Below are 24,734 nucleotides of genomic sequence, written 5' to 3'. Positions count from 1 at the left end.
GCCGGGGGGCATGGCCCCCATGTTTCCTGCGCGACTAGTGCAAGGTTGGCATAAGTCGTTACAATCAGGCCATGACTTTAATCAACGCCTCTTTTCGCCACGCCGGCGCGCAGCAACTGGCCCAGTCGCTGCAGGCCGCGCGCCAGGATACGCTTTCCCTGTTCGACTGTTATGTTACTGCCGGCCTGGACGTGGTGGCCGGCTTGCCGCGCCATTCGCGGCTCACGCCGCCCTTGTGGCAACTCGCGCAGATCGCCTGGTTTGCCGAGTGGTTCATCCTGCGCGAAGCCGCTACCAGCCACCCGGCCGACGCTATTTATAACTCCCTGCTGACGCGTGGCGACGACTTGTTCGACGCCAACATGGTGGAGCACCGCGCGCGCTGGAAGCTGGAACTGCCCAGTCCAGGCGCCGTGAAGACGTATTGCCGCGAAGTACTCGACCGGGTGCTGGACAAACTCTCGCGCGAAGCCAATGTCGACAGCGCCCTGACGCCGTACCGGCTGGCCCTGGCGCATGAAGACTTGTGCGGCGAAGAAATGCTGGCAGGTTTGCAATGGCTGGGCCTGGAAGCACCGGAGTTCCTGTCGGCCAGTCCGGCCTTGCCGCCAGGCGCGGGCGAGATCGCGTTTCCTGGGGGCACCATCGAACTGGGCTCGCCGCGCGGGGCCGGTTTTGCCTTCGACAATGAATCGCCGCCCTACAGTTGCTACGTGGCGCCGTTTTCCATCGATGCCTGCGCCGTATCCAACGCCCAGTATGCCGATTTTGTCGCGGACGGCGGCTACCAGAACCGCCAGTTCTGGAGCGCTGCCGGCAGCGCCTGGCTGATGCAGCAGGAGCGCTCATCGCCCCTGTACTGGCTGCGCGAAGCGACACAGTGGCGCACCATGCGTTTCGGCCAGCGCACGACCTTGCCGCCGAACGAAGCCGTGCGCCACATCAACCTGTTTGAAGCGCAGGCGTACTGCGCCTGGGCGGGGCGCCGCCTGGCGACCGAGGCGGAATGGGAGTATGCTGCGCTGTCCGGCCATCCGCGCTTTCACTGGGGCCAGGTGTGGGAGTGGACGGCGACGCCGTTCGAGCCGTATCCGGGCTTTGCGGTGGATGCCTGGCGCGAATATTCCGCGCCGTATTTCATGCAGCACCAGGTGCTGCGCGGCGCCGCCTTCGCCACGCCGCCGCGCCTGCATTCGGCCCGCATGCGCGCCTTCCACGCGCCCGAGCGGGGCGACGTCTTTGCCGGCCTGCGCACCTGCGCCTGGTAAGTCCCGGGACAGCCAGCCGCTACCCTTTTCAGGAATTCTTTTGAGTACAGATAACGCCCCGCAGTTCATTCCCAAACGCATCACGCCTACGCCGGAACAGGTCGCCATCCAGACGGCGCAAAAGAAAGTGGTGCTGATCGACGCCAATGCCGGCGCGGCCAAGACGACGACCCTGGCCCTGCGTCTGGCCGAGGCGCTGCACCGGGGGCGCGCGCCCGAACGTATGCTGGCCCTCGTATTCACCGAGGCGGCACGCGTGGCCCTGCGCCAGCGCCTGCTGGAAGTGGGCGTGCCGCTGGGCGTCGTCAAGCGCCTGACCATCGACACCTTCGACGCCTTTGCCGCCAAGGTGCTGTTGCAGCTGGAAAACATGCAGGTGGCAGCCATGCGCAGCGATGAAGAGTTGCGCCCGGTGGCCTGGGAAGCGCTGGAAGTCGTGTCGGAAAAGTATGCTCACCGTTACCCGCTGGAAATCAATACGACCAACGGGGCGATTGCCGAGTTTTTGAAACTGCAATTGCGCACCAAGGCGCGCCTGGATTTCCAGAATCCCGACTTCGAGAGCAATTCCCTGGATGACAACCTGGAGCTGCTGGGCATGTCGCGCACACATTATTTGTGGCTGCGCGAATACGAAGGCTTGCGCGGCGCCGACACGGGCGATATCCAGTTCCGCGCGCCGTTCGACGCCACCTACGACCTCGTGCGCATGCTCGACGGCGACGAGCCGCTGCGCCAGCAATTGCCCGCCTTCCAGATCATCGTCGCCGATGAATTGCACGATTTGAACGAAGCGTCGTTCCGGCTGCTGACCATGCTGATACGCCGCGGCAACGCGTTTTTCTGCGGCGCCGGCGACAAGGACCAGGTCATCTACACGTGGTCGGGCGCCGACCACCGCTTCCTGCGCCAGCGCTTCGAACAGGAATTTCCGGCCTTGCAGCGCCTGCCGCTGACGGCCTCCTACCGCTATGGCCCGCAGCTGGCGCACGCCGTGGGTGTGCTGAAAAACAAGGCCAGCGTCTCGGCCCTGTCGCGCGCCACCCACATCGAAGTGTTGCAATACGAGCATGCGCAGCCGCAAGCGTGCAGCGCCCAGCTGATCGCCGCGCTCGAGCACGCGCATGCGGGCACGACGGCCATCTTGCTGCGCGACCGCGACCAGGCGATCCGCGTGGAAACGGCGCTTTTCCAGAGCGGCATCGCGTATGGCCTGGTGGACATGAACAGCTATCTGCTGAGCCTGGAGGTGCTGATGCTGCGCGGCATGGTCGCCATCGCCCGCAAGGATTTGCACGCGATCAAGAGCGGCCCGCGCCGCGGCGAAATCCTCGAAGCCCTCGTAGCCTTCGCGGAAATCCCGTTTACGCGCACGGAATTGCAGCAAGCCAAGGCCGACGTGGCCAACTATCCCGACTTGCTGGAAGGTTTCTTGACGAACCAGTTGGCCAAGTCGCAGAACCAGGACAAGGCGGCGCTGACCCTGGCCGCCGTCGACTACCTGCGCGCGCTGCCTCCCGACGCCCTGGCGGGCGACGCCTTGCAGCACATCTTTGACTTGATGCAGCTGGAACAGACGGCGCGCCGCATCTATGTCGACCCGGCGCAGGCGAGAGTGGTGGCCCGTTCCCTGCACGGTTTCATTGCCGTGTGCCGTGAAGCGGGCGTGGCGCTGGGCGGCTTTGCCGGCTGGCTGGGCGAGATGGAAGAAGCCGTGACGGTTTCGACCGGCAAGGCTAAACTCGTCATCGCCTGCATCGACCAGATCAAGGGTCTCGAATACAACCACGTGATTTTGCCCTACCTGGCCGTCGACGAATTCCCGCGCAGCAAGACCGACCCGCTGGAAGAGGAAAACCGTTTCTATGTGGCCGCCACCCGCGCGCGCGACAGGCTCACCTTGCTGACGCCGCAAGACCCTGCTTACCAGAGCCGCTACATCGCCGCCTTGCAGCTCAAACAGAAGATTGTTGCGCCCAAGTCATAGATCTTTTGCCGTGCGGCTGCTTTTTGCGAAGGCGGAAACGGCGCATACTTTGTCGGACTGATCACAATCGATCTGAACTTACAAAGGAGGAACGACGCCTAACAAAACCGTAGCGAGCGGCGATGATTTGTGGCTAAGAAGCGCAACCGTGCTGGAGCACGGTGAGCATCGCAGGCCGCAAAGCGCGACGCGCAGTAGGTTTTGTTTGGCGTCCACGGCATGAAGGTATTTTTGACAGGCGCAGCAGGTTTCATCGGCAGTTCCATCGCGGCGGGCCTCGTGCGCGCCGGCCATCAGGTCACGGGCCTCGTGCGCAAACCGGAGCAGGTGGCCGAACTGGCCAAGATCGGCGTGTTGGGCGTGCAGGGCGAGTTGAACGACCGCACATTGCTCATCGAGCAGGCAAGGGCGGCGGACGCCGTCATCAACGCGGCCAGCAGCGACCACCGGGGCGCCGTCGAGGCGATTCTCGACGCGCTGGCAGGCAGCAACAAGCCTTTCCTCCACACCAGCGGTTCGTCCATCGTGGGCGACGCTTCGGGCGGCGAGGGCACCGAGCAGATCTATTATGAAGACAAGTTGCCGGCGCCCACGGCCGACAAGGCGGCCCGCGTCGCCATCGACGACCTGGTGCTGGCCAGCGCAGGCAAGGGCGTGCGCGCCAGCGTGCTGTGCAACACCCTGATCTACGGCCATGGCGCCTTGCCGCGCGACAGCGTGCAGCTGCCCCGTCTGCTCAAGCAGGCGCGTAAGAGCGGCATCGTGCGTCACGTGGGACCGGGCCGCAATATCTGGTCGAACGTGCATATCGACGACGTCGTCAGCCTGTATTTGCTGGCACTGGAAAAGTCGCCCGCCGGCACCTTTTACTTTGTCGAATCGGGCGAAGCGGCTTTCCGCGACATGACGGCCGCCATCGCCACGGCACTGGACCTGGGACCCGCGCAGGATTGGCCGCTGCCCGAGGCGATAGCCGAATGGGGCTACGAGATGGCGTCCTACGGCCTCGGCTCCAACAGCCGCGTGCGCGGCGAGCGGGCGCGCACGCTGCTGGGCTGGCAGCCGCAGGGACCGTCCGTGCTGGCATGGATCAAGAACGACATGCTGCACCCGCCGCATGCCAGCGCCGTTTGATGCAGCTCAGCAAAACCTCATCAGTGTGCGCTAGCGAACGGTGCTTTGTGGCGATCAGGAGTATGATGGCTTTGCTTGGTTGAGACGCACTGCCGTGAAGTTGGCGGCATGTTCGATCTTCCAGCAGGTCAGCCGGTCGCCTCAAGGATCGGCACCAGATTCTTGCTGCCGGCGCGCGTGCGCCATGCGGCTGTGCACTGCAACTCCAGGTCGCGGTGTGGACTGCGAACCCCTTCAAGGCCGGCTCTAGCCGGTCTTTTTTTTGCCCGTTGTTTCCATCGCCGCGCCATTCACCGCTGTCTTTCCGCCATTCGCCGAAGCGGTGTTTTCCCATCCCCGAATTGCGCGTATCTTTACGATCAACCAACTTCAAGGGGTGACCGTGAAACCTGAACCAGCTTATTGCCGCCGTACCCAGCTGCTGTGGGGCGTGCTGCTGATCGCCACCGGCGCCATCATCCTGCTGGACCGGCTCGATATGATCTATCTCCACGATTACTATGCACTATGGCATTATTGGCCGGTGATACTGGTCGTTTTCGGCTTGAACAAGCTGCTCACGCCAGTGTCCGCCAAGCAGGTATTGAGCGGTCTGTGGCTGATCTTCTTCGCCGCCTGGTGGTATGTATCGTATGAAGAACTGTGGAACTTGAGTTTTTATAACAGCTGGCCCGCCTTGCTGATCGCCTGGGGCGTGGGCCTCGTGCTGGAGCCGCTGTTGAACAAACATTTTATTGCCTACCGGGAGTCCGAGCATGAAAAATAAACCGCCGCTGCACTCGCCATCGCAGATCGTGCTGGGCGTCATCGTCATCGGCCTGGGACTGTTGTTCCTGCTCGATAACCTCGGTTTCATCGATGTGCGCTACACCTTCCGTTTCTGGCCCACGGCGCTGATCGTGTTTGGCCTGCTGAAACTGTCGCAAAGCCGCAGTGCGAACGGTTATTTATTGGGTGGCATGCTGGTGCTGATGGGCGTGGCCTGGACCCTCAAGCACATGGGCATCTTCTACATGAACTGGGACTTGCTGTGGCCGCTGCTGATCATCGGCCTGGGCGTGGCCGTGGTGTCGAAGTCCCTGCCCGGCGCGCAGCAGCGCCAGCGCCGCCGGCGCTTTGCTGCACAACAAGATGGAAGCGCTGCGCCCGACTCGTTCGGCCAGGCCAGGAATGGCGCCGTGTCGCTGGACAAGGATGCCGCCGATGCCACTGCGGCGCCCGGTGCCGGCGGGCAGGCGGACGATGACAGCATCATCGAGGTGACGGCCATCCTCGGCGGCTATGTGCGGCGCGTGTCGTCGCAGCGCTTCAAGGGCGGCGATATCAATGTCATCATGGCCGGCTGCGAAATCGACTTGCGCCAGGCGTCGATCGAAGGCGAGGCCGTGCTCAACGTATTTGCCCTGTGCGGCGGCGTCACCATCAAGATTCCGCCCGACTGGAGCGTCGTGTTGCAGGGAACGCCCATCCTCGGCGGCTTCGAAGAAAAGACCATCGTGCCGCCGAACCAGAACAAGCGTCTGTACGTGACGGGCTACGCCATCATGGGCGGCCTGGAAATCCGCAACTAGGCGCGCATGTCGGGGCCCTTGTCGAAGCGGCGCGGCGCCGTGGTGGTGTTCCTGGTCTGCATCGCGCTGGGCCTGGCCCTGGCCTCTATTCTGGCCAGGGTGGCGCACGCGCCCTGGCTCAATGCCGTCGTGCTGGTGGTACCCGCCACGCTCGTGTATGCGATCGGTTCGGGTTTTTCCGCGTTTTACCTGTGCCGCGCCTACCCCTTGCACGCCCGCCATCCGCTCGCCATCGCCGGCGTGGTGGGCGTGGCGGCCCTGTTCGCGGGCTTGCTGTGGGCCACCCTGCTGCAATTTTTGAATAGCGTCAGCCTGTTGCTGGAGCTGCACTGGCTGGGCGTGAACCTGACGCAATCGCTGCTGGCCCTGTTCTTCGGCCTGGGCGTGCTGCTGTATTGCCTCGCTGCCGCAGTGCATTATCTGTTGCTGGAATTCGTGCGCGCCAGGATGGCCGAGCAGCGGGGGCTGGAAGCGCAGCTGACGGCGCAGGAAGCGCAATTGCGCATGCTGCGCACGCAAATCGATCCGCATTTCCTGTTCAACAGCTTGAACTCCATCAGCGCCTTGACGTCTATCGATGTGGCGGGCGCGCGCCAGATGACGGTGCAACTGGCCAGTTTCTTTCGCCAGAGCCTGAGTCTGGAAGCGCACAAGCACATCACCGTGGAACAGGAACTGGTGTTGATCCGCCATTTTCTTGCCATCGAGCACGTGCGTTTTGGCGAACGCCTGCAAGTGGCGGAAAGCATCGACACTGCCGCGCTGGCGTGTCTGTTGCCGCCCATGCTGATACAGCCGCTGGTGGAAAATGCCGTCAAGCATGGTATCTGCGGCTTGACGGAGGGCGGCCTGATCGCTATCGAGGCCCGGCGCGCAGGCAGCCTGCTGCAGATCGCCGTGCGCAATCCCGTTGATGCAGATCAAAGGCCTGCCCGCGGCAATGGCGTGGGCCTGGAGAATGTGCGCCAGCGCCTGGCCGGCGCGTATGGCCACGAAGCCAGCGTGCACTGGGGCGGGCGCGACGGCCAGTTCGAAGTGATGATTTCCATGCCGGCGCAGACCGGCGACACGGAGGAAGCATGATGCAGGCAAGAATGCGGGTCGCCATCGTTGACGATGAGCTGCTGGCGCGCAGCGTGTTGCGCGAATACCTGGAGCGCCACGACGATATCGACATCGTGGCCGAGTGCGCCAACGGCTTCGAGGCTGTCAAGGCCATCGCGGAGCTGGAACCGGAACTGGTGTTTCTCGACATCCAGATGCCGCGCCTGGACGGTTTTGAAGTGGCGGAGCTGATCGGCACAAAGACGCGCTTGATCTTTGTCACGGCCTACGACCAGTACGCCTTGAAGGCATTCGAATGCCATGCGCTGGATTACCTGCTGAAACCGTTCAGCGAACAGCGCTTCGACCAGGCGCTGGCCCATGCGCGCGCCAGCCGCAGCACGCCCGAGACTGTCCTGACGGTGGCGCGCGAAGCGGCCACGCGCGCCGCGCCACTGGACCGCGTGCTGATACGCGACGGCGCCAAGGTCCACGTCATCGCCAGCGCGCGCATCGATTACATCGAGGCGCAGGATGACTACATCAGCATCCGCTCCGAGGGCAAGTCCTACCTGAAAAGCCAGCGCCTGAGCGAGCTGGAAACACAGCTGGACCCCGCCAAGTTCCTGCGCGTGCACCGGTCATACCTGCTCAATATCGACGGCATCCGCCGCATCGAGGCGGCCACCAAGGACAGCCACGTGGCCATCCTGCGCGACGATACGAGGATACCCGTGAGCAAGGCGGGGTATCAGAAGCTGAGGTTACTGGTTGGCTAGCTGCACATCCCACCACGTTGGCAGCAGCTGGCGAATTTCCGGGCGGGAAAAGCGGTCGTCGATCAGGTAGACGACGCCCTTGTCCGATTGCGTGCGGATGACCCTGCCTGCCGCCTGCACCACCTTTTGCATGCCCGGATACAGATACGTGTAGTCGTAGCCGGCGCCGAAGATGTCGCCCATACGCTGGCGGATCTGTTCGTTGACGGGATTGATCTGCGGCAAACCCAGGGTGGCGATGAAGGCGCCGATCAGGCGCGCGCCGGGCAAGTCGATGCCTTCGCCGAACGCGCCGCCGAGCACGGCAAAGCCGATGCCGCGCGTGTCCAGGCCGAAACGGCCCAGGAATTGTGCGCGGGCAGCGTCGTCCATGCGGCGCGGCTGTTGCCAGAGTGGCACGTCCGGGTAATGCTGGGCAAACAAGTGGGCCGTCTTTTCCATGTAGTCGAAGCTGCTGAAGAAGGCCAGGTAATTGCCCGGCGTTTCTGTGTATTGCTTCGCCATCAGCTGGGCGATGGGCAGCAGCGAGGCGGCGCGGTGCTGGTAGCGCGTGGAAATGCTGTCGGCCACGCGCACGGACAATTGCTCCGCCTGGAAAGGCGATTCCACGTCGACCCAGGCCGTATTTTCCGGCATGCCCAGAGTGTCGCTGTAGTAATTCCACGGACTCAGGGTGGCGGAAAACAGGGCCGTGCTGTGGCTGGCCGCGAAGCGTTCCTTGAGAAACGGTGCCGGGACGATGTTGCGGAGGCAGACGGTGGAGCCGGTATCCGTTTTGCTGACGTCGAACAGCGAATGCTCGCCAAAGCTTTCCGCCAGGCGGTTGATCAGCAGCACGTCAAAGTAAAAGCGCTGCAAGTCCTCGTCCAGCGCGGCGGCATGTTCGGCCAGGTAGTCGCCGATGGCCGTGGCCACCCCTTGCAGGGCGCCAAAGAATTTGTCCGGCAACGCCGCATGCACGTGGTAATCGCCATCCTGCTCTTTCAACAAGGCCGTCCACTGGCGCGAGAGGCGGTCCAGCGGCTTTTTCAAGCCCTCCGGCGCGAACTTGCGCAGCATTTTCAGGTCGATCTGCGCCAGCTCGGCCGAATACATGCTGCGCGCGCGCGACACCATATTGTGCGCTTCGTCGACCAGCACATTGACTTTCCAGTCGTGGGCCAGGGTCATGCTGTACAGCATCGCGCTGAGGTCGAAGTAATAATTGTAGTCGCCGATGACGACGTCGCTCCAGCGGGCCAGCTCCATGCCCAGGTAATACGGGCAAATACCTTGCTGCAAGGCGATGGCGCGCACGGCTTCCTTGTCCAGGATCAAACCGCTGGCCAGCGCCACCTCGCGCGCCAGCGGCAAGCGGTCGTAAAAACCCTTGGCCAGCGGACACGATTGGCCATGACAGGCTTTGTCAGGATGTTCGCAGGCGCTGCTCTTGGCGCTCAGTTCCAGCACGCGCAGCGGCAACAGGGGCGCGCTATCCTTGAGGATGGCGCAGGCGTCGAGCGCCATCTGGCGTCCCGGCACCTTGGCGGCGAGGAAAAACAGTTTATCCAGGCCATGCGCGGCCGTCGCCTTGAGCATGGGAAACAGGCTGCCCACCGTCTTGCCGATGCCCGTCGGCGCCTGCGCCAGCAAGCCGCAGCCACGGCTGCTGGCCTTGTACATGGCTTCGGCCAGCTGGCGCTGCCCCGGGCGGAAGTCGGCATGGGGAAACGCCATGCTGGTCAGCTGTGCATCGCGGCTGGCGCGGTGCGCCAGTTCCTGCTCGGCCCAGTCGAGGAACAGCGCGCAATGCTGTTCGAAAAAAAGGCGCAACGCCTCGGCCGTGCATTCCTCGTGCATGACCGTTTCCTTCTGGCTTGCGATATCGAAATACACGAGCGCCACGCGCAGCATGGGCAGGTTCAGCTGCTGGCACAGCAAATGGCCGTAGATGCGTGCCTGCGCCCAGTGCAACTGGCGGTGGTTGGCGGGCATCGTGTCCAGCTCGCCCCGGTAAGTCTTGATTTCTTCCAGCTGGCGCCGCGCCGGGTCGTAGCCGTCGGCGCGGCCCCGCACGTGCAGGGGGCCGAAGTCGCCGGACAGGCTGATTTCGCGCTGGTAATCGTCGTCGCGCCGGGAAGTGACGGTGGCGTGCCCGGCCATGCCTTCCTGCGCCGTGGGGGACGGGGTGAAGCGCAAGTCCAGGTCGCCTGCCTTGGCCGTGAATTCGCACAGGGCGCGCACGGCGATCGTGTACTTCCTGACGCTCATGCGGCCGCCTCCCACTGCAGGTAGCACACGCTGACGGGCATGGCGTGTTCGGCGCAATACGCGATCCAGCGCAACTGGTTGTCTTGCAGGCGGTCGCCCGGACCCTTGACTTCGATCATGCGGTAGCGCCGTTCGGCCGGCCAGAACTGGATTAAATCGGGAAAGCCGCTGCGGTTGCTTTTGATGTCGAGCAAGATGCGCTCGAATGCCTTCTTCAGGTGGATGGCCGGGATGCAGGCCAGCGCCAGGTCCAGCAAGCCGTCGTCCAGCACGTCCCAGCTGACGAAGGGCGAGACGATGCCGTGCTTGGCGGCAAGCGTGGCGCGGATGGCGGCGTGGTAGCTGCCGTCGTCCAGTTGCGCCAGGCAAGCGGCGAAGTCCAGGCTGCGGCGCTGGTAAAAATCGGCGCTGTGCAAGTCGGCCGGGCCACGGTGAAACGGGTGGAAGAAGGCGCCCGGCATGGCCTTGAAGATGGCGGGCCAGCACAGCAGGCCGAACAGCGAGTTGATCAGGGTGTTTTCCACGTAGTACACGGGCGCGTCATCCCGCATCAGGTGTTGCTGCACCACGCCTTCCACGTAGCACGCTTGTTCAGGGCAGGGCAGCAGCAGGTCGATGCGCTCCACGCTTGCCGCCGCGCTGGCCGCCTGCTTCGCATGGCCCAGCTTGCGCCGCAAACGGGGCGCCATGCGCAGCAGCAATTGCTGTTCCGCTTCGCTTTCCGGCGCGGCCAGGGCGATCGTCAGGCGCTCGTAGGCTGCTTGCGGCTGCTCATCTTTTTCCAGCACGCGGATGGCGCGGCCACGCGCGCCCGGATAGCGGCAATCGGCGTAGGCGCGGTAGGCGGCCGGCCAGTCCTGGCATTTTTCCAGGTGCTGGGCGATCTGGTAACGCAGCTTGTCGCGCCGGCTGGCCAGCCAGGTATTGTCCTGCGACAAGGGCAGCGCCGCCAGTTCCTGCAGCACTTCGTCCGCGGGCGCGCTGTCGTTGTAGCGTTCGCGGCACTGGTGCAGCACTTCATAGTGCTCGATATCCTGGCGCGTGCGAAAACCGCGCGAAGCGGGCGAGAATTCCACTTTTTCATACTGGTACACGCCCAGGTCGGACAGCACGAATTCCGACCAGTCCTGGTGATAGTTGCCAAAGTAAATCAGGCGCAAACGGTCGCACAGGGCTTGCAGGCCGAGGCGGTACAGCACGTCGCCGGAAGCGGGATGCCAGGCGGAGAACGCCTTCTCATTCACATGCTGTTCGCGCAAGGCTTCCAATTGTTCCGCCTTGCGCGCCGCCTTCAGGGGCGCGGCGAGGTCGAAGGCCTGGGCGATTTCCGCTTTCAGCAGCAGTTCGAACAGCTCATCGAGCGAAATGACCGGATCGGCTGCCACCCAGCCGGTGGCCAGCAGGGGCAGGGCGGCCGCGCGCGTGTCGCCGATTTCCGGGTAATTGAGCTTGCTGGCGCGAAACAAGCAACCCTTGCGCATGACGAGGCGCACGAACAGGGCGCGCGACGGCTGCGGCAGTGCGCCGAATGCGGCGATGAACTGCGTTTCCTCAACACTCAGCAGATCGGCGTAACGCGCGCTGATCCAGTTCAGCACGTCCTGGAAATTATCCAGATAGTACAGGGGATTTTCCAGGACTCTCAACATGGGTGTAATAGGGCAAGGTGATCGGTTTTACTGTGTTTATATACAGTTTAAACCTTCAGCCGCCGCTTGCACAGCGATTTTATGTTCAGCCAGCCGTGCTGTAGGCAAAACAGCTGTCGAACTTTTCGTAGGGAATCAGTTCCGCGCGCAGGCCAGCCAGTTCGATATCGCTCAGCAAGCCCCGGTGCGCTTCCTTGCGTCCCTTCGGCAACAGCACGTCGTAATCGATGATGTCCCTGGCCAGCAGCGCTTGCATCACTTCGGCCTGGCGCGCCGTCAGGTAGCGCGCATGCGTGCCGAGGGTGTTTGCCAGTTGTTCCTTGAATTCCCCGTCGCTGACGTCGTTGTACGTGTCCTGGTCGGCCATGCTGTTCAACAACATGTGAAACAGGAAATCCTGCAGGTTCTTTGCCAGGTATTGAGCTTCATCCTGGTCATGCCACAGCAGCACGACGGGCATCTCGCCGTCTTGCTGGCCGGACGCGAAAAAGCAGTAGTGGTCGCCCGCGCCCGTTTGCGCGAACGGGATGAAGCGGAAGGCGGGATCGATCTGCCGGTAATCGTCGGGATCGGCCAGTTCTTCCATGGCTGCCGCTGCGGCCTTGACGCTCAGCAACTCGAAATCGTCCGCATGCAGCAGCAGGGTGGGCCGCTCGGTCAAAGTGGGATAGACCAGCTTGTACCAGTCGGGGCCGTATTCGCCCACGGCCAGCATGCCGTCGCGGTCCAGCTGCCGGTACAGCGCAGGATAAGTGAAGCCGTGTTGCTGTTCAATTTCTGCCAGTGTCATGTTTTCCCTGTTCAACGTGAGTCATGCGGCAATGATAGCCGAGGCGATGGCGCGCACGGCTGGCCCCACGGCGACAATGATGCGCATAATTAATAAACATTTTAGTTTACTTATGTGGCGTGCTCACGTAGTCTGGCCAGACCATCTCCATCGAGCCCGCATGAAAAACATCATCCTGATTTCCGCCGCCTGTTTGCTGGCGCTGCTGTCGACCATCGGCGCCTCCCTGCCGTACCCGATCCTGCCGCCCCTGTTCGCGGCCGAGGCGCCGAATGCCTTCAACAATTTCCTCGGCTTGCCATCGAAACTGCTGTTCGGCCTGGCGCTGACCATCAACCCGCTGGGCTTGCTGATCGGCTCGGCCTTGCTTGGGCCGCTGTCCGACCGCTATGGCCGCCGTCCCTTGCTGATGCGCACGGCCGTGGGCGCCGCCATCGGCCACGCCTTCACGGCCTGGGCGCTGGTGATCCAGTCCTATCCCCTGTTCATCGTCGCTCGTTTCATCACCGGTTTGCTGGAAGGTAACGGCGCCGTGGCGCGCGCCATGCTGGCCGACCAGCTGACGGGACCGCTGCGCCTGCGCGCCATGTCCTGGCTGAATGGCGCGTTTTACCTGGGCTGGCTGGTGGGGCCCATCCTGGCGGGCGCCACCCTGCATTGGGGCGTGACGGTGCCGTTCTGGATCGCCGCCGCCGCCCTGATGCTGGTCGCCGTGCTGGTGGCCGCAGGCTTGCCGCGCGAAACGCCGTCCCTGCTGACGACGTCGTGGTGGCAAGTGGCGCGCGACCGCCATTCCCTCAACTTGCTGCGTCATGACGAGCTGCGCACCCTGTTCATCGTGCAACTGGCGCTGACTTGCGGCGTGGCCAGCTTTTACGAGTTCTATCCGCTGTGGCTGGTCGAGACGGCCAATTACCATGCGCAAGAGATTGCCTGGGTGAATGTGGGCCTGTGCGGCACGATGACCATCACCTCGCTGCTGGCGGGCGGTCCCAGCCGCCATGCGCCGCTGCTGCGCGCCAGCTGGTATGCGTGCGGCGTGGCGCTGGCCGTGGGTATCTTGGCGCTTGGCAATATCTGGGTGGGCATCGCCGCCATCGTGCTGTTCGGCATTCCGAATGCGCTGTACAACACGGTGATCCAGGGCTGGTGCGCCGAGCGCTTCAGCGCGCACGGGCAGGGCGCCGTGATGGGCTTGCTGGCCACCACCTTTTGCATCGCCAACATCGTCGTCGCCCTCAGCGGCTCCGTGCTGACCCTGATCGATACGCGGCTGATCCTCGTCGCGGGCGCCTGTTCTGCCGCCTGGGCCGCGTGGCGCATGGCCGCCTGGCGCCGCCAGCTGGCCGGCGCCGTCGATGCCGAGGCGGTGGCATGAATACGTCCGAGCAGACGCTGTTCTTGCTGAAGATGCGCGGGCCGCAGACGGCGCAGCAACTGGCGGCCTTGCTCGATATCACCTCCATGGGCGCGCGGCGCCAGCTGGAAGCGGCGCAGGACAAGGGCCTGGTGGCTTGCGGGGACGTGGCCGACAAGGTGGGGCGCCCGTCGCGGCGCTGGCAGCTGACGCCAGCGGGCCACGCGCGCTTTCCCGACCGCCATGCCGACCTGACCCTGGAATTGATCGCGCAAGTGAAAACCCTGTTCGGCGACGAGGGGCTGGATAGACTGATCGGCGCGCGCGAGCGCAGCAGCGAAGCCGCCTACGGCAAGCTGGTCGACCCTGGGCTTGATCTGGCGCAACGGGTGGACAGCCTGGCGCGGGCGCGCGATGGCGAAGGTTACATGGCCCATGCGGAACCGCAGGACGATGGCAGTGTCTTGCTGGTGGAAAACCATTGCCCGATCTGTGCGGCCGCCAAGGCGTGCCAGAATTTCTGCCGCGCCGAGCTGGCCATCTTTCAGCGGGTATTGGGGGACGATTGCACGGTGGAACGCAGCGAATATCTGCTGGAGGGGGGGAGGCGCTGCGTGTACCGGATCATACCTATCGGGACCTGAAGAATCAGGCCCCGATAGCTGCAAACGGACTTCTTGTCAAATTACTTCTTGGCAGCCTTCGGCTTGGCGGCAGGTGCCGCTTTTTCAGCCGCGGCGGTGGCGCCGCCCGTCGCTTTTTCCGTGGCTTGCGCCACTTGCGCGCTGGCCTTGGCGATCTGCTCTTCCACCGTTTTCACGGCCTGTTTCGTGGCCTTGGTCACTTGTTCGTAGCCGAGGAAGGCGTTGTCGATGGCGGCCTTGACGATGGCGACGGCGTTTTCCGAGCCTGGCGGCACGTTTTTCGTCACGTCGTAGATCAGGGCGCTCAGATTGCTTTTCGCTTCGGCCACATGGGCTTCGGCGGCCGTCGTGAATTCCGTGTGGATTTCCTTGATGATGTCGTCGAGTTGCTGTTTATACGCTTTCGCGCCGGCCACGCCCGGTTGCAGCTGGGCGGCGGCGGCGGCCATGGCGGCCTTCGGATCCTTGGCCTGACTGATTTCCTTGCTGGCGGCCAGGCCATCCTCGATGCCGGACTTGGCGGTGGCCATGTTCAGCGCCAAGACCTGTTCCACGCCTTGCACGGCCTTGGAGGTGAGGGTGTTGAAGGTCATCAGCTGGAATTCAAACAGGGCCTTGGTGGCCGTTGCGAATTGTTCGGGATTCGTAAACATGTGGTCTCCTCGGTTTGAATAGATACGTTCTTATCGTTCCATACTCTTTCGACGCCGCATTGCCATCGCTTGCTCTCAAGCCGGTGCCCCGTGTGGTCATGGCCCCATTATTTAACAAGCGCCGGTTTTTCGCAACGGCTATCTTTGTACGGTCCCGAGGCCAGTTCCCAGCCAAATCCCAGGGTCGATTGGGCGCACGACAGGGTGCCGTCGATCTTGCTGCGCCATTTGTACCAGGGGGCAGGTCCGGCCATTGCGCCAGCGCAAACTGCCAGCAGGGCAGTGGCGATAAGGTATTTCATGGGTGCTCCGAAAGAAATGCTTGCTGGCATTGTAGCGCGCTTGCCCGTCAGGGGGCGGGCGCTTGCGGCGCGGCGGCGGGCAGCTGCAGGGTGAACGTGGTGCCGCTGCCGTCGCCGGTGCTGCTGGCAACATGGATATGGCCGCCCAGCACGCCCGTGACGATGTTGTGCGCCACGTGCAGGCCCAGGCCCGACCCGCCGGAACCGAGCTTGGTCGTGAAGAAGGGGTCGTAGACATGCACGAGGTCATCGGCGGCGATGCCCACGCCCGTGTCGGCGATGGACAGGGTGATCGTCTGCCCGTCGTCGCTGCCGCGCGCGGTGATGGCGATGGTGCCGCCGCTGCGGCCCTCGAAGGCATGGCGCAGGCAGTTTTCCAGCAGGTTGCTCAGGACCTGGCCCAGCGGACCCGGATAGCTGTCCATGGCCAGGCCCTCGGGCACGTCCTGCGTCAGGCTCAGGCCGGCGGCCTTGAGCGGCGTCGACATGGGCAGCATCAGTTCGGCGATGAACTGGCGCAGCAGGAAGTGGCGGCGCTGCGAGCTGGCGCGGTCGACGGCGATCTGCTTGAAGCTCGACACGAGGTCGGCGGCGCGCTGCAGGTTGCGCAGCATGATGGCGTCCGCCTCGCTGGCCTGGGTCAGGTAGGCACCCAGTTCGGAGCGGCGCAAGCCGTCGAGGAAGCTGGCCTGGATTTCGCGCGTGCGCTCGGCCATGGTGGTGGCCACCACCAGGCCGTTGCCGATCGGCGTATTGAGTTCGTGTGCGATGCCGGCCACCAGCGCGCCCAGCGCGGCCAGCTTGTCGCGGCGCACCAGTTCTTCTTGCGTGATGGACAGGTTTTCCAGCGCGGCGGCCAATTCGAGGTTCATCTGCTCCGAGTGTTCCTTGGCCTGCGTCAAGGCAGCCGTGCGTTCGGCCACCAGCTCTTCCAGGTGGGCGCGGTGGCGCTGCAGCTCGCGTTCGTGGCGCATGCGGCCAATCGCGATGCCGGCCAGGTCGGTGGCCGTGTCGATCAGCTCCAGGTCGCGCGCGTCGGGCTGGCGCACTTCGCGGTAGTACATGGCGAAGGAGCCGAGCACGGTGCCATCCTGGCCGAAGATGGGGCGCGACCAGCAGGCGCGCAAGCCGAATGGCGCCGCCAGCTCGCGGTAGGGCGCCCACAGCGGATCGCGCATGATGTCGGTGACGACCACCGGTTCGCGCAGGAACATGGCCGTGCCGCAGGAACCCACGCCGGGGCCGATGGCCACGCCTTCGAGCAGGGCCATGTACTCGGCCGGCAGGCTGGGGCCGGCCGCGCTATGCATGTGAATGCCGTCGTCGTCGAGCAGCATGATGGAGCAGAGCACGCCGCGCGACTGGCCTTCGATCAGCAGCAGCAAGTGGTTCAGCGTGGGGATCAGCGGCGCGCCCTTGGCGACCATTTCCAGCAGGGCGCTCTGGCCCGAGCGCATCGCTTCGGCGAGGTTGCGTTCGGTCAAGTCGATGATGCGCGCATGCACCAGCTGGCGGCCGGGCACGGACAGGCGCATCAGGCGGATTTCGCAGGCGATCGGGTGGCTGTCGCGGTGGCAGCAGCTGGCGCGGAAGACGACGATCTTGCCTTGCAAGGTATCGCGGATCTTTTCTTCCAGTAGTTGCGGCGAGGCGCGGCCATCGCCCTGGTGCCTGGGGAACAGCGGCTCCATGCCGCCTTGCAACAGCTCGGCCAGCGGCATGCCGAACAATTCTTCGGCCAGGTGGTTGGCGTCGATCAGCAGGCGGTTGTCGATATCGAACAGCAGCACAGCGTCGGGCGAACCGGCCAGGATGGAGTGGTAATTGACTTCCAGCGTTTGCGGATGCAGGGGGCGCGGCGGCGTGGCGGCGCGCGGCGCGGGCGCCTCGGCCTTGTGCAGCGCCAGTTCCATGAGGATTTTTTCCGCCACGTCGCGCGCATTGAAGGGCATCTTGATGTAGTCGGAAGCGCCGGCGCCCACGCTGCGGCCTTGCTCTTCGGCGCTGGGGGTGGCCGACATCAGCAGCAGGGGTACGCCGTGGCGCCCGCCCGCATTGCGCAGGCGCATGCAGGTGGCGCCGATATTCGTGCCCGCCAGGGCCGCGTCGAGCAGGATCAGGTCCGTGCCGCCGGCCGCCAGTTCCACGCCTTCGTCGATATCGCCCGCCAGCCCCGTACCCAGGTTATGCCGGTCCAGCACATACAGCAGTTCGCGCACATCGTTCGGCGAATTGCTGACCAGCAGCACATTGGCCCGGTCAGTGATGGAAGAAATCAACTGGTTCATGGTGTCGCGCCCTTACGCGTTTCATGGGCCTAGTATTACATCAAGGCAAGTAGGAGTAAACGATAATTCTTGATGACTAAAAGCAATGCGGACGGCCCTCGTTCACGCGGCGTTTTGCACGGCAGGCGCCGTGGCCAGGTCGGCGCGCGCCTGTTCGATGCGCGGATAATTATCCTCGATCCAGTCGACCAGCACGGCCAGGCGTTCGGCCGCCTCGCGTCCCAGCGGCGTGAGGCTGTATTCCACCTTGGGCGGGATCACCAGGTACGCCTGGCGCAGCACGAAGCCGTCGCCCGCCAGCGCTTCCAGGGTTTGCGCCAGCATTTTTTCGCTGACGCCGCCCACTTCGCGGCGCAGTTCGCTGAAGCGCCGCGTGCCGCTCAGCAGCAGTACCAGCACCAGCACGGCCCAGCGGCTGGTCAGGTGGCTGAGCACGGCGCGCGACGGGCAGGCCGCCGCCAGCAGGTGCGCGCCCTGGTTTTGGCGGGCGAGGGCGGCGCGCAGGCTGGCGCCGGGAGTGTCTGTGGACATGATAGTTGGCCTCGTTAATGAGATTTTATTTATACTTACCAAAAGGTACGTACTTACAATAAGTAAGTAATAGTCCTATTATAGGGTTTTACCACCCACGTACCAAGGAGAAATCATGATCGTCATCACCGGCGCCACAGGCAACCTGGGCCAGCACGTCATTGCCAGCCTGCTCAAATCCGTCCCTGCAGCCAACATCATCGCCGCCGTGCGCAACCCGGCCAAGGCCGCCAGCCTGGCCGCGCTGGGCGTGCAAGTGCGCCAGGCCGATTACAACGATGGCGCCAGCCTCGATGCGGCGTTCAAGGGTGCAACGAAAATCCTGCTGATCTCGTCGAGCGAAGTGGGTCAGCGCGCGCAGCAGCACCAGAACGTCATCGATGCGGCCAAGCGCGCCGACGTAGCCTTGCTGGCCTATACCAGCGTCTTGCGCGCCGACACGTCGCCGCTGGGCCTGGCCGCCGAGCACGTCGTCACGGAAGCGGCCATCCGCGCATCCGGCTTGCCATACACTTTCCTGCGCAACGGCTGGTACCTGGAAAACCATACGGAACACCTGGCGCCCGTGCTCGAGCATGGCGTCGTGCTGGGCGCGGCGCAAAACGGGCGTTTCTCGTCGGCCGCGCGTCTCGACTATGCGGCGGCCGCCGCTGCCGTGCTGACGGCGGCCCAGCCGCAAGCCATCTATGAACTGGCGGGCGACCAGGGCTTTACCCTGGCGGAATATGCGGCCGAAGTGGCGCGCCAGTCGGGCAAGGCGATCGCGTACAAGGATATGCCGCAGGCGGACTTCAAGGCGGCGCTGGTGGGCGTGGGCGTGCCGGAAGGCTTTGCCGATCTGCTGGCCGATTCCGATGCGGGCGCGGCCAAGGGCGGCCTGGAAGACCATGGCAAGCAATTGAGCGCGCTGATTGGCCGTCCGACGACGAGCCTGCATGACGCCGTGAAGGCGGCGCTGGCCAAATAAGGGGAGGGTGCCGCAGGGATGCGGCATTCTGGAATCATTCTGGAATGAAAAAAGCCGCAAACTCGTGAAAGTTTGCGGCTTTTTTGCGAATTAGGTAATGGTGCCCACGAAGGGACTCGAACCCCTACACCCGAAGGCACATGGACCTGAACCATGCGCGTCTACCAATTCCGCCACGTGGGCACTGATGCTGCTACTGCTATATCTCACTACTGTACTGCGGATTACAACGAAAACGACTCGTTGCTGGTGGTGCCCACGAAGGGACTCGAACCCCTACACCCGAAGGCACATGGACCTGAACCATGCGCGTCTACCAATTCCGCCACGTGGGCACTGATGCTGCTACTGCTATATCTCACTACTGTACTGCGGATTACAACGAAAACGACTCGTTGCTGGTGGTGCCCACGAAGGGACTCGAACCCCTACACCCGAAGGCACATGGACCTGAACCATGCGCGTCTACCAATTCCGCCACGTGGGCATTGTTACTGCTTGCTGCTTGTCGCTGCATGTTCTGCAGCGAGGACAAAATCATAAGGGCTGGCGCGCATTCGGTCAATCAACATTTTGCACTTTTCTGCAAGAAACATGTTTTTTCGCCTGAAAAGGGCTTTTCCCTATGAAAAAAGGCTGAACCTGCCTATTTTTTCAGCGTTTTTGATGACGCATGGCGTTCGCTGGAGTGCGGGGAGTGAATGTCATCGCCTGGCAGGTGCGTGGCGATTGCGGGGAGGGGCAATGGATTTTCGTTTCGGAAATGAAAAAAGCCGCAAACTCGTGAAAGTTTGCGGCTTTTTTGCGAATTAGGTAATGGTGCCCACGAAGGGACTCGAACCCCTACACCCGAAGGCACATGGACCTGAACCATGCGCGTCTACCAATTCCGCCACGTGGGCACTGATGCTGCTGTGACTTATTACTTTTACTGCTCGAGTACTTGTTGAAAAATAACTTCACAACAATTCTGCTATTATAGCGACTTGAAGAGTTTTGCGCCAGATGAGCTTTCGCTCCATACTGCACATCAACCCTGTACCGCTTTCCTGCAACTGCATCCCCGTGAAGGTTTGTCGCTGCAAGAGACCGAGATTATAGAGCAATATTTGCCGAAGTCAAATGCATTGCGCAGCTTTTCTCCTTTTTTTCATCGGCGGGGCACTTGTTCGGTTTCCGCTACGCTGTCCGTTAGGCAAACCAAGGCGTCCTCCGGTACACTACCGGACATCACCGTGTCAATATTGACGGTGATGTCATCGGTCTTTGTCTTCCGTTTGATCACTGTCAATAACAACTATAGAAATACTTTTGAGCCAAAATACCCACACCATCCCCAGCCGGGAGGACATTCTCGGCATATTCCGCAGCGTCAGCGCGCCTCTCGACCCGCAGTCTCTCGGGAAAACGCTGCAAGTGCATGCCGATTCCATGGATGTCCTGGTCCGTCGCCTGAAGGCGATGGAGCGCGACGGCCAGCTCAAGTCTGACGCCAGCGGTGTTTTCAGCCTGGCCGACCAGAGCGCGCTTGTCGCCGGTCGCGTCACCAGCCACCGCGACGGCTTCGGCTTTGTCATTCCCGACGACGCCAGCGCCGACCTGTTCCTGCCTGAGAAAGAAATGCAGAAAGTACTGCATGGCGACAAGGTCATGGCCCGCATCGTCGGCACGGACCGCCGCGGCCGTCCGGAAGGCACGATCGTCGAAGTCACCTACCGCGCCAATACCCACGTCATCGGCCGCCTGATCCAGGAAAACGGTACCTGGGTCGTGGCGCCGGAAGACCAGCGCATCGGCCAGGACATTTTGGTCACCGGTTCGGTGGGCAAGGCGAAGGCCGGCCAGATCGTCAGCGTCGAGCTGACGGAGCAACCGATGCGCTTCAAGCAGCCGGTCGGCAAGATCGTCGAAGTGCTCGGTGCGCTCGACGATCCCGGCATGGAAATCGAGATTGCCGTACGTAAATTCAACGTGCCGCACGTCTTTTCCGCCGCCGCCTTGAAGCAAGCTGAAAAGCTGCCCTTCGAAGTGCGCGCCGCCGACCTGAAAGACCGTGTCGACCTGCGCGACGTGCCTTTGGTAACCATCGATGGCGAAGACGCGCGCGATTTCGACGATGCCGTGTATTGCGAACCCGTCAAGATCGGCCGCGCCAACTGCTTCCGCCTGATCGTGGCGATTGCCGACGTCAGCCATTACGTGAAACCGAACGACGCGCTCGATATCGATGCGTTGGAGCGCAGCACGTCCGTCTACTTCCCGCGCCGCGTAATCCCGATGCTGCCGGAAAAGCTGTCGAATGGCCTGTGCTCGCTGAACCCGGCCGTCGACCGCCTGACCCTCGTCTGCGACGCCGTCGTCAGCGACAAGGGCGAGCTGAAGGCTTACCAGTTCTACCCGGCCGTCATCCATTCGGCCGCGCGCCTGACCTACGACGAAGTCGCTGCCGTGCTGGGCAACACCAAGGGACCCGAAGCGGCACGCCGCGCGGACATCCTGCCGCACCTGCAGAACCTGGAAGCCGTCTACCGCGCCTTGCTGAAAGCACGCACGGAGCGGGGCGCCATCGATTTCGAGACGACGGAAACGTATATCGTCTGCAATAGCGCGGGCAAGATCGAAAAGATCATCCCCCGCACGCGCAACGAAGCGCACAAGATCATCGAAGAGTGCATGCTCGCGGCCAACGTCTGCGCGGCCGATTTGTTGCTGCGCAACAAGCATCCCGGCACCTACCGCATCCATGCCAGCCCGACCAAGGAAAAGCTCACGCAAGTGCGCACCTTCCTCAAGCAGGTGGGCCTGAACCTGACGGGCGGCGACACGCCATCGGCATCCGATTACCAGACCCTGATGCAGCAGATCAAGGCGCGTCCCGACGCTGCCCTGCTGCAAACGATGCTGCTGCGCTCGATGCAGCAAGCCGTCTACAGCCCGGACAATATCGGCCACTTCGGCCTGGCCTACGAGGCGTATGCCCACTTCACCAGCCCGATCCGCCGCTATCCCGATCTGCTGACGCACCGCGCCATCAAGGCCATTCTGCAAGGCAAGAAATACGAGCCGAAGCTGTCCGAAAAGACCGTGCTGAACACGAACGTGTCGAACGCCACGCGCAAGCAGCAGGCGAAGGACAAGGCCGACGGCAAGCCGAAGAAGACGGATTTGACGATCTGGGACGCGCTGGGCGTGCATTGCTCGGCCAACGAGCGCCGCGCCGACGAAGCGTCGCGCGACGTGGAAGCCTGGCTGAAGTGCTACTTCATGCAGGACAAGCTGGGCGAAGAGTTCACCGGCACCATCACGGGCGTGACGACGTTCGGCGTCTTCGTGCAATTGGATACCCTGTTTGTCGAAGGCCTGGTGCACGTCACCGAGCTGGGCACCGATTACTTCCAGTACGACGACGCGCGCCATGAATTGCGTGGCGAGCGCACGGGCAAGCGTTATCAATTGACCGACCGTTTGACGGTGCAAGTGGCGCGTGTCGACCTGGAAACGCGCAAGATCGACCTGCGCCTGGTCACCGATGCGGAACTGGCGGGCGAAGAAGCGCCAGCCAAGCCGAACGGCAGCGGTAAGCGCAAGGGCGAAAAGAAATCGATGGTCAAGCCCGGTCCAGCGACCGAGCAGCGTCATGAGATCAAAACCAGCGTCAACAACGGTGGCAAACCCGGCAATGGTTCCGGCGGCCGTGCCAACGGCGCCAAGGCGCAAGCCAAGCCTGCAGCCAAGGCCGCGCTGAAGGAAGCCCCGAAGGCGGCAGCGCCCAAGGCCGCCGCGCCGAAACGCAGCAAGAAACCAGCCGCGGCACCCGCTGCGGCGGCACCACGAGCAGCAAAAACTGTATCTGTATCAAAAACAAGCAAGAAGAAACGATAAATAATGAAGAATAAAATGATTTTCGGCTTCCACGCCGTCACCTCGCGTCTGCGTCATGAAGCGTCGTCCGTGGAAGAAATTTTTGTCGATGCCAGCCGCGTCGACGGCCGCATGAAGGACATGATCGCCGCAGCCAAGGCTGCCAACGTGCGCGTCATGCCTGTCGACTCGTCGCGTCTGGACAAGATCGTCGGCACGCGCCGCCACCAGGGCGTGATCGCGTTTGCCTCGCAACTGTCGCTGGCGCGCAATCTCGATGAGTTGCTGGACGCCATCGACGGCCCGCCGCTGCTGTTGATTCTCGACGGCATCACCGACCCGCACAACCTGGGCGCCTGCCTGCGCGTGGCCGACGGTGTCGGCGCACATGCCGTCATCGTGCCGAAGGACCGTGCCGTGGGCCTCAACGCCACGGCCGCCAAGGTTGCCAGCGGCGCCGCCGAAACCGTCCCGTACATCACCGTGACGAATCTGGCGCGCACCATGCGTGAACTCAAGGAACGCGGCATCTGGCTGATCGGTACCTCGGACGACGGCGAAAAAGGCTTGTACGAAGCCGATTTCACGGGCCCGACGGCCCTCGTCATGGGTTCCGAAGGCGAAGGCATGCGCCGTTTGACGCGCGACACCTGCGATATCCTCGTCAGCATCCCGATGTTCGGCTCCGTCGAGAGCTTGAACGTGTCGGTCGCTTCCGGCGTCTGTCTGTACGAAGCCCGCCGCCAGCGGATTGCTTTGGAAGCTTAAGAACGTCCTGAACGTTTTGTAGCGCTTCCATGATCGGCCGCCGCCCTGGTGCTGGCGGCCGATTTGCTTTCCCCTCCAGCATTCCCCCGCCGAATACGCTACCATTTGCGTTCCACCTTATTCATTGTCATTATGTTCCACCACCTGCGCGAAGATATCAACAGCATCATTGAACGTGACCCCGCCGCCCGCAATGGCTGGGAGGTGCTGACCTGTTATCCGGGCTTGCACGCCATCGTCATGCACGGCTGGGCGCACTGGTGCTGGACGCGGCACATGAAGTGGGTAGGGCGCTTCATTTCGTATATCGGCCGCATCATCACGGGCATCGAGATCCATCCGGGCGCCGTCATCGGCCGGCGCGTCTTCATCGACCATGGTTTCGGCGTGGTGATCGGCGAGACGGCCGTCGTCGGCGACGACTGCACGATCTACCAGGGAGTCACTTTGGGCGGCACCTCGCTGCACAGCGGCAGCAAACGCCATCCGACCCTGGAACGGGGCGTCATCGTCGGCGCCGGCGCGCAGGTGCTGGGCAGCTTCACGGTGGGCGAGTACGCCAAGGTGGGCTCGAACGCCGTGCTGCTGAAACCCGTGCCGTCCGGCGCCACGGCCGTCGGCAATCCCGCGCACATCGTGCAAAAGGATGTCAGCGCCCTGCGCGAGGGCAGCACGGCCCATTTGTTCGCCGCGTATGGCGTCACGCCCAACGGCGACGATCCCCTGTCGAAAGCCCTGCAAGGCTTGATCACGCACGCCGTGGCGCAGGAACAGCGCATCGAGACCATCCTCGCCACCCTGAAGGCGGCGGGCATCTGCTGCCAGGGCGTGCCCGAGTGTGATAAATTTGATTCCGAGCAAATGAACAAGCTGGTTGATTAAGGATACAGG

General features: G+C 63.1%; 21 protein-coding genes and 4 tRNA genes. 14 read left to right on the top strand and 11 right to left on the bottom strand.

The window, feature by feature from the left end; all coding sequences use genetic code 11:
- Nucleotides 1–71 precede the first annotated feature (71 nt).
- The 7 genes from senA (at nucleotide 72) to O3298_RS17845 (ending at nucleotide 7,783) form a co-directional block, all read left to right on the top strand.
- The gene (senA, locus tag O3298_RS17875) at nucleotides 72–1,268 is read left to right on the top strand and encodes a selenoneine synthase SenA (RefSeq protein ID WP_305060151.1); all 1,197 of its coding nucleotides are present in this window, start codon (nucleotides 72–74) and stop codon (nucleotides 1,266–1,268) included.
- 40 nt (nucleotides 1,269–1,308) lie between these two features.
- Nucleotides 1,309–3,255 (top strand): UvrD-helicase domain-containing protein, encoded by a 1,947-nt coding sequence (locus O3298_RS17870; RefSeq protein ID WP_305060150.1) that lies wholly within the window; start codon nucleotides 1,309–1,311, stop codon nucleotides 3,253–3,255.
- Nucleotides 3,256–3,474: 219 nt separating this feature from the next.
- Nucleotides 3,475–4,389: an NAD-dependent epimerase/dehydratase family protein gene (locus O3298_RS17865; RefSeq protein WP_305060149.1), complete on the top strand. Its 915-nt coding sequence runs from the start codon at nucleotides 3,475–3,477 to the stop codon at nucleotides 4,387–4,389.
- A gap of 382 nt (nucleotides 4,390–4,771) precedes the next feature.
- Nucleotides 4,772–5,155 (top strand): LiaI-LiaF-like domain-containing protein, encoded by a 384-nt coding sequence (locus O3298_RS17860; RefSeq protein ID WP_289911795.1) that lies wholly within the window; start codon nucleotides 4,772–4,774, stop codon nucleotides 5,153–5,155.
- Entirely contained in the window at nucleotides 5,145–5,960 is an 816-nt protein-coding gene (locus O3298_RS17855; protein WP_305060148.1) for a LiaI-LiaF-like domain-containing protein, read from the top strand. The genes O3298_RS17860 and O3298_RS17855 overlap by 11 nt, the downstream gene beginning before the upstream one ends.
- A 6-nt stretch (nucleotides 5,961–5,966) precedes the next feature.
- On the top strand, nucleotides 5,967–7,043 hold the full coding sequence (locus O3298_RS17850; RefSeq protein WP_305060147.1) for a sensor histidine kinase: 1,077 nt from the start codon (nucleotides 5,967–5,969) through the stop codon (nucleotides 7,041–7,043).
- Nucleotides 7,044–7,054: 11 nt separating this feature from the next.
- Complete coding sequence (locus O3298_RS17845) at nucleotides 7,055–7,783, top strand: LytTR family DNA-binding domain-containing protein (protein WP_305060397.1); 729 nt, start codon at nucleotides 7,055–7,057, stop codon at nucleotides 7,781–7,783.
- On the opposite strand, the gene O3298_RS17840 is transcribed toward O3298_RS17845, so the two are convergent.
- The 3 genes from O3298_RS17840 to O3298_RS17830 form a co-directional block, all read right to left on the bottom strand.
- Entirely contained in the window at nucleotides 7,769–10,033 is a 2,265-nt protein-coding gene (locus tag O3298_RS17840; RefSeq protein WP_305060146.1) for an ATP-dependent DNA helicase, read from the bottom strand. The two genes, O3298_RS17845 and O3298_RS17840, sit on opposite strands and share 15 nt — an antisense overlap.
- Nucleotides 10,030–11,682 (bottom strand): VRR-NUC domain-containing protein, encoded by a 1,653-nt coding sequence (locus tag O3298_RS17835; RefSeq protein WP_305060145.1) that lies wholly within the window; start codon nucleotides 11,680–11,682, stop codon nucleotides 10,030–10,032. The genes O3298_RS17840 and O3298_RS17835 overlap by 4 nt, the downstream gene beginning before the upstream one ends.
- Before the next feature lie 85 nt (nucleotides 11,683–11,767).
- Entirely contained in the window at nucleotides 11,768–12,472 is a 705-nt protein-coding gene (locus O3298_RS17830) for an SMI1/KNR4 family protein (protein ID WP_305060144.1), read from the bottom strand.
- A 160-nt stretch (nucleotides 12,473–12,632) separates the two neighbouring features.
- Between O3298_RS17830 and O3298_RS17825 the strand changes: the two genes are divergently transcribed.
- Together O3298_RS17825 and O3298_RS17820 are read left to right on the top strand one after the other, a co-directional pair.
- Nucleotides 12,633–13,850 (top strand): MFS transporter, encoded by a 1,218-nt coding sequence (locus O3298_RS17825; protein WP_289899103.1) that lies wholly within the window; start codon nucleotides 12,633–12,635, stop codon nucleotides 13,848–13,850.
- Complete coding sequence (locus O3298_RS17820) at nucleotides 13,847–14,473, top strand: metalloregulator ArsR/SmtB family transcription factor (protein WP_289906636.1); 627 nt, start codon at nucleotides 13,847–13,849, stop codon at nucleotides 14,471–14,473. The genes O3298_RS17825 and O3298_RS17820 overlap by 4 nt, the downstream gene beginning before the upstream one ends.
- Before the next feature lie 41 nt (nucleotides 14,474–14,514).
- Here the strand turns inward: O3298_RS17820 and phaP are convergent, their stop codons facing one another.
- The 4 genes from phaP to O3298_RS17800 all read right to left on the bottom strand — a co-directional run bounded on the left by phaP (nucleotide 14,515) and on the right by O3298_RS17800 (nucleotide 18,247).
- Entirely contained in the window at nucleotides 14,515–15,126 is a 612-nt protein-coding gene (phaP, locus tag O3298_RS17815; RefSeq protein WP_077402186.1) for a TIGR01841 family phasin, read from the bottom strand.
- 107 nt (nucleotides 15,127–15,233) lie between these two features.
- Nucleotides 15,234–15,428: a hypothetical protein gene (locus tag O3298_RS17810; RefSeq protein ID WP_099664698.1), complete on the bottom strand. Its 195-nt coding sequence runs from the start codon at nucleotides 15,426–15,428 to the stop codon at nucleotides 15,234–15,236.
- A gap of 47 nt (nucleotides 15,429–15,475) precedes the next feature.
- Nucleotides 15,476–17,716, bottom strand: coding sequence for an ATP-binding protein (locus O3298_RS17805; RefSeq protein ID WP_305060143.1), 2,241 nt, complete (start codon nucleotides 17,714–17,716; stop codon nucleotides 15,476–15,478).
- Nucleotides 17,717–17,818: 102 nt separating this feature from the next.
- Nucleotides 17,819–18,247: a helix-turn-helix domain-containing protein gene (locus O3298_RS17800; protein WP_289911789.1), complete on the bottom strand. Its 429-nt coding sequence runs from the start codon at nucleotides 18,245–18,247 to the stop codon at nucleotides 17,819–17,821.
- A 115-nt stretch (nucleotides 18,248–18,362) separates the two neighbouring features.
- On the opposite strand from O3298_RS17800, the gene O3298_RS17795 reads away from it, so the two are divergent.
- Nucleotides 18,363–19,214, top strand: a complete 852-nt coding sequence (locus O3298_RS17795; RefSeq protein WP_305060142.1) for an SDR family oxidoreductase — start codon at nucleotides 18,363–18,365, stop codon at nucleotides 19,212–19,214.
- A gap of 98 nt (nucleotides 19,215–19,312) precedes the next feature.
- Here the strand turns inward: O3298_RS17795 and O3298_RS17790 are convergent.
- The 3 genes from O3298_RS17790 to O3298_RS17780 form a co-directional block, all read right to left on the bottom strand.
- Nucleotides 19,313–19,397, bottom strand: a tRNA-Leu gene (locus tag O3298_RS17790).
- Between the two features lie 67 nt (nucleotides 19,398–19,464).
- A tRNA-Leu gene (locus O3298_RS17785) sits at nucleotides 19,465–19,549 on the bottom strand.
- Between the two features lie 67 nt (nucleotides 19,550–19,616).
- A tRNA-Leu gene (locus O3298_RS17780) sits at nucleotides 19,617–19,701 on the bottom strand.
- Between the two features lie 107 nt (nucleotides 19,702–19,808).
- Between O3298_RS17780 and O3298_RS17775 the strand changes: the two genes are divergently transcribed.
- Nucleotides 19,809–20,027, top strand: a complete 219-nt coding sequence (locus tag O3298_RS17775) for a hypothetical protein (RefSeq protein WP_305060141.1) — start codon at nucleotides 19,809–19,811, stop codon at nucleotides 20,025–20,027.
- 4 nt (nucleotides 20,028–20,031) lie between these two features.
- Here O3298_RS17775 and O3298_RS17770 read toward each other — a convergent pair.
- Nucleotides 20,032–20,116, bottom strand: a tRNA-Leu gene (locus O3298_RS17770).
- A 409-nt stretch (nucleotides 20,117–20,525) separates the two neighbouring features.
- Here O3298_RS17770 and rnr point away from each other — a divergent pair.
- The 3 genes from rnr to cysE all read left to right on the top strand — a co-directional run bounded on the left by rnr (nucleotide 20,526) and on the right by cysE (nucleotide 24,725).
- Nucleotides 20,526–23,096 carry a ribonuclease R gene (rnr, locus tag O3298_RS17765; protein ID WP_289906640.1) on the top strand — a complete coding sequence of 857 codons (2,571 nt, stop codon included), beginning with the start codon at nucleotides 20,526–20,528 and terminating at the stop codon, nucleotides 23,094–23,096.
- A 3-nt stretch (nucleotides 23,097–23,099) separates the two neighbouring features.
- On the top strand, nucleotides 23,100–23,843 hold the full coding sequence (gene rlmB, locus O3298_RS17760; RefSeq protein WP_034756912.1) for a 23S rRNA (guanosine(2251)-2'-O)-methyltransferase RlmB: 744 nt from the start codon (nucleotides 23,100–23,102) through the stop codon (nucleotides 23,841–23,843).
- A 132-nt stretch (nucleotides 23,844–23,975) separates the two neighbouring features.
- Nucleotides 23,976–24,725: a serine O-acetyltransferase gene (gene cysE, locus O3298_RS17755; RefSeq protein ID WP_099664693.1), complete on the top strand. Its 750-nt coding sequence runs from the start codon at nucleotides 23,976–23,978 to the stop codon at nucleotides 24,723–24,725.
- The last annotated feature ends 9 nt before the right edge of the window (nucleotides 24,726–24,734 follow it).

It is taken from the genome of Janthinobacterium sp. SUN137, assembly GCF_030587265.1.
GTDB classification, from domain to species: Bacteria; Pseudomonadota; Gammaproteobacteria; order Burkholderiales; family Burkholderiaceae_D; genus Janthinobacterium; species Janthinobacterium kumbetense.
The sequence above is the reverse complement of the archived record's forward strand: the minus strand, read 5'-3'. Positions and strand labels throughout refer to the sequence as shown.

Bases quoted from the DNA above. Each gene is read 5' to 3' on its own strand.
- senA (WP_305060151.1), top strand. From the start codon at position 72: ATGACTTTAATCAACGCCTCTTTTCGCCACGCCGGCGCGCAGCAACTG.
- O3298_RS17865 (WP_305060149.1), top strand. From the start codon at position 3,475: ATGAAGGTATTTTTGACAGGCGCAGCAGGTTTCATCGGCAGTTCCATC.
- O3298_RS17855 (WP_305060148.1), top strand. From the start codon at position 5,145: ATGAAAAATAAACCGCCGCTGCACTCGCCATCGCAGATCGTGCTGGGC.
- O3298_RS17850 (WP_305060147.1), top strand. From the start codon at position 5,967: ATGTCGGGGCCCTTGTCGAAGCGGCGCGGCGCCGTGGTGGTGTTCCTG.
- O3298_RS17845 (WP_305060397.1), top strand. From the start codon at position 7,055: ATGCGGGTCGCCATCGTTGACGATGAGCTGCTGGCGCGCAGCGTGTTG.
- O3298_RS17840 (WP_305060146.1), bottom strand. From the start codon at position 10,033: ATGAGCGTCAGGAAGTACACGATCGCCGTGCGCGCCCTGTGCGAATTC.
- O3298_RS17835 (WP_305060145.1), bottom strand. From the start codon at position 11,682: ATGTTGAGAGTCCTGGAAAATCCCCTGTACTATCTGGATAATTTCCAG.
- O3298_RS17830 (WP_305060144.1), bottom strand. From the start codon at position 12,472: ATGACACTGGCAGAAATTGAACAGCAACACGGCTTCACTTATCCTGCG.
- O3298_RS17825 (WP_289899103.1), top strand. From the start codon at position 12,633: ATGAAAAACATCATCCTGATTTCCGCCGCCTGTTTGCTGGCGCTGCTG.
- O3298_RS17820 (WP_289906636.1), top strand. From the start codon at position 13,847: ATGAATACGTCCGAGCAGACGCTGTTCTTGCTGAAGATGCGCGGGCCG.
- phaP (WP_077402186.1), bottom strand. From the start codon at position 15,126: ATGTTTACGAATCCCGAACAATTCGCAACGGCCACCAAGGCCCTGTTT.
- O3298_RS17810 (WP_099664698.1), bottom strand. From the start codon at position 15,428: ATGAAATACCTTATCGCCACTGCCCTGCTGGCAGTTTGCGCTGGCGCA.
- O3298_RS17805 (WP_305060143.1), bottom strand. From the start codon at position 17,716: ATGAACCAGTTGATTTCTTCCATCACTGACCGGGCCAATGTGCTGCTG.
- O3298_RS17800 (WP_289911789.1), bottom strand. From the start codon at position 18,247: ATGTCCACAGACACTCCCGGCGCCAGCCTGCGCGCCGCCCTCGCCCGC.
- O3298_RS17795 (WP_305060142.1), top strand. From the start codon at position 18,363: ATGATCGTCATCACCGGCGCCACAGGCAACCTGGGCCAGCACGTCATT.
- O3298_RS17775 (WP_305060141.1), top strand. From the start codon at position 19,809: ATGTTTTTTCGCCTGAAAAGGGCTTTTCCCTATGAAAAAAGGCTGAAC.
- rlmB (WP_034756912.1), top strand. From the start codon at position 23,100: ATGAAGAATAAAATGATTTTCGGCTTCCACGCCGTCACCTCGCGTCTG.
- cysE (WP_099664693.1), top strand. From the start codon at position 23,976: ATGTTCCACCACCTGCGCGAAGATATCAACAGCATCATTGAACGTGAC.